Annotated in this window: 1 protein-coding gene; it reads left to right on the plus strand. The window is 61.8% G+C overall.

Annotated elements, in window-relative coordinates:
* The first annotated feature begins 57 nt into the window (after window positions 1-57).
* Window positions 58-1,281 carry an IS256-like element ISSpwi2 family transposase gene (locus tag B9A23_RS22075; protein WP_014082638.1) on the plus strand — a complete coding sequence of 408 codons (1,224 nt, stop codon included), beginning with the start codon at window positions 58-60 and terminating at the stop codon, window positions 1,279-1,281.
* Window positions 1,282-1,322: the final 41 nt, after the last annotated feature.

Below are 1,322 nucleotides of genomic sequence, written 5' to 3' on the forward strand. Positions count from 1 at the left end.
GGGACTGTCAGGATTTCCGTGTGTGGCCGGGCATAATGGGCAACAAGGAGTCCCACTATGTCACGACGCAAAGAACCTGCCATACCGAATGAGCTTCTCGATCAGCTTTTGGCGGGCGGCGCTGCCAGTGCCGCCTTCGAGCAGGGCGGTCTGCTCGATTCGCTGAAGAAGGCGCTGACAGAGCGTGCCCTGAATGCGGAGATGGATCACCACCTCGCTGGCGAAGACGGCGCCGGCAACATGCGCAACGGCTACGGTCGGAAGACGGTAATGACCGACACCGGCAAGTTGGCGATCGACGTGCCGCGCGATCGCCAGTCGAGCTTCGACCCGCAGTTGATCGCCAAGTATCAACGCCGCTTTCCCGGCTTCGACGACAAGATCGTGTCGATGTACGCGCGCGGCATGAGCACCCGCGAGATCACCAGGCACCTGCACGATCTATACGGCATCGACGTCTCACCCGATTTGATTAGCACGGTGACCGACGCCGTGCTCGATGAGGTCGCCACTTGGCAGCAGCGGCCGCTCGATCCGGTTTACCCGCTGGTCTTCTTCGACGCGATCCGGGTCAAGATCCGCGACGAGGGCATGGTGCGCAACAAGGCGATCCACATTGCGCTGGGCGTCCGCGCCGACGGCGCAAAGGAGGTGCTCGGCTTGTGGCTCGAGCAGAATGAGGGTGCCAAGTTCTGGCTTCGGGTGATGAACGAGCTTCGCAACCGTGGCGTTGAAGACATCCTGCTGGCCGTCGTTGACGGCCTGAAGGGCTTTCCCGATGCGATCACCGCAGTGTTCCCCGATGCGATCGTCCAGACCTGCATCGTTCACCTGCTGCGCAACTCGATGGACTTCGTCTCCTGGAAGGACCGAAAGAACCTCGCCAGCGCGCTCAAGGAGATTTACCGTGCCACCGACGCAGATGCCGCCGAAAAGGCGCTGACAGCATTTGAGGCTGGCCCTTGGGGGCAGCGCTATCCCGCCATCGGCCAGAGCTGGCGGCGCGCCTGGGGCGAGGTGATCCCGTTTTTTGCGTTCCCCGACGAGGTCCGCCGGATCATCTACACTACGAACGCCATCGAAGCTTTGAACTCGAAGCTCAGGCGGGCTGTCAGGGCCAGGGGACACTTCCCCAGCGACGAGGCCGCCACCAAGCTGCTCTACCTGATCTTGAATCGGTCGGAGAAAGAGTGGAAGATGCCACCACGTGAGTGGACCATGGCGAAGGCGCAATTTGCCGTGATCTTCGGCGAACGTTTCATCAGAGCCATGGCGGCCTGATGATCAACCGCCCGGCCGCACACGGAAATCCTGACAGTCCC

The organism is Novosphingobium sp. B1, from assembly GCF_900176395.1.
Taxonomy (GTDB): Bacteria; Pseudomonadota; Alphaproteobacteria; order Sphingomonadales; family Sphingomonadaceae; genus Novosphingobium.